This is a genomic window from Streptomyces sp. NPDC033229, assembly GCF_055576875.1.
The window spans coordinates 1-1,729 of record NZ_JBVIQR010000186.1 but is presented as its reverse complement, the minus strand read 5'-3'; the positions used below and the strand labels follow the sequence as shown (position 1 = coordinate 1,729).

2 pseudogenes are annotated in these 1,729 nt (G+C 69.4%); one reads left to right on the top strand and one right to left on the bottom strand.

The window, feature by feature from the left end:
- Positions 1-1,455 precede the first annotated feature (1,455 nt).
- Positions 1,456-1,578, top strand: a pseudogene (locus tag ACZ53N_RS37260) (hypothetical protein); the annotation flags it as partial.
- A 2-nt stretch (positions 1,579-1,580) separates the two neighbouring features.
- Here the strand turns inward: ACZ53N_RS37260 and ACZ53N_RS37255 are convergent.
- A pseudogene (locus ACZ53N_RS37255) lies at positions 1,581-1,729 on the bottom strand (IS5/IS1182 family transposase); the annotation flags it as partial.

Below are 1,729 nucleotides of genomic sequence, written 5' to 3'. Positions count from 1 at the left end.
TCCAACGCCGACCTGAGATCCTCGACGGCTTCATAGCCGAGACCGGACTCGGGCTGGAGCCTCCGTAGCTTGTCACCCCACCCTTTCAACCTCAGAGGCGGCGTTGGCGGTCGCTGAGCGCCGCAGGAGCGGCCAGAGTTCTTCGCGGGATTCAGGCCCGGTGCACACAGGCAGACCCGGCCCGGTCCGCGGCCGCGGACCCGGAGGACGGGGGTGATGCCGCGACGGGGCCCAGGCCCGTGCTTCCGGCGGGCGGAGTCCCTGGCCGGACTCGTCTTCGAAGCACAGCCAGGCGTCCTGGTCCCTCACCGTTTCCCCACGCGCGGCCACACCTCCCGCGCCCACGCCTCCACCGCGGCGCCGTCCCGCCCGGCCGCCCGGCGCACCGGGACCCGGAGCCGCCACCCCGTCTGCCGCAGGATTCCCCAGGCCTGTCATGCCGGAACGGACGTGAAATCGGCGTGCGATCAGCACCGGGACCCTCGCGAGGGTCCATCGCCGATCCTCGCCCCAGCCGTGCGCGGCCGGCTCCTCCTCCAGAGCCCGGGCCAGCCACTGCCGCCACTCTGGCCTCATCCGCGACGCCCGCCCGCTGGGCCCCCTCGACCCGAGCGCCTCCCGTCCGCCCCCACACCACCGCCCGGACCACACGCAGGCGGATCTCCGGGAGATACTCAAGCGCCGCGCCCCCCGGCGGCGCTACCCCTTCCCCGAACAACCCCGCTGCCCCGAACCACGCACGTTCCCCCGAGCCCGCTGACCAGGGGACAAGCCACCCCCACCGGGATACCACATACCAAACGGCACACACCCCCAGCCGCTAATCCCGACACCCTGAAAACGAAGAATCAAAAGCACCAAGGGCTTCGCAGGTAGGCAGAGTTGCGTGGCCCGTTTGCCGTCGCCCGCGTGGTGCTGACGGTGGCATTCGGAGTGCATGAGGCGAAGGTTGTTCCGCTCGTCCGTGCCGCCTACAGTAATCGTCGGTAGGTGAAGTGATGCTTGTGGAGCATCTTCTTCAAGGGCCGCGAACCAGTTGATCCACTCGCGTGGGCTGTCCGGTTCGCACTCGGCTCCGGCGATCAGCGCCTGTTTGCAGAGGGGGCAGAGCCCCTGTTGCCTGGCCTCTAGGACGAGGTCTTGTCCATCGGCGGTGACGCTTTCCTCGGCGGCGGTCCCGCCAGTACTCGGCGAGGGCAGGGTCGTCCGGGGACGCTCCGCCCTTGACGAGTTGGTGGCGGATGATGCTGGTCCAGGCGAACTTAGCTTGACTCTGTCGGGGATCTTGGGGATCCCTGGCGGGGCACTGCGCTTCCCGGCATGCTCGGGGCTGTTCCGAAGGCTCCTGTGATCGTCGAGGTGCTCGTTGTCGCTCCGTCTCCGTTCCGGTGATCAAGTCCCGCCTCTGACCGCGCGGATCGCGCGGGCGAGCAACCCGGGCGGTACGACGGCGATGTGGGTGAGAGACCGGCTGGACGGGTTGTGGTGCGACGAGGACTTCGCCGACTGTACCCCCGCGACGGGCGCCCCGGCCTCTCGCCCGCCCAGCTGGCCACCGTCTGCCTACTGCAGTTCCTGCTCAGCCTGTCGGACCGCCAGGCCGAGCAGGCGGTGCGCTGCCGCATGACCTGCAGGTTCATGCCGTGCCGCCGGTATTTCCCGGAATAGTACGGGCGGTCGGCGGCGATGCGGTCGATGGGGAGAAGTGTCCCGTCGAGAATCACGAAAG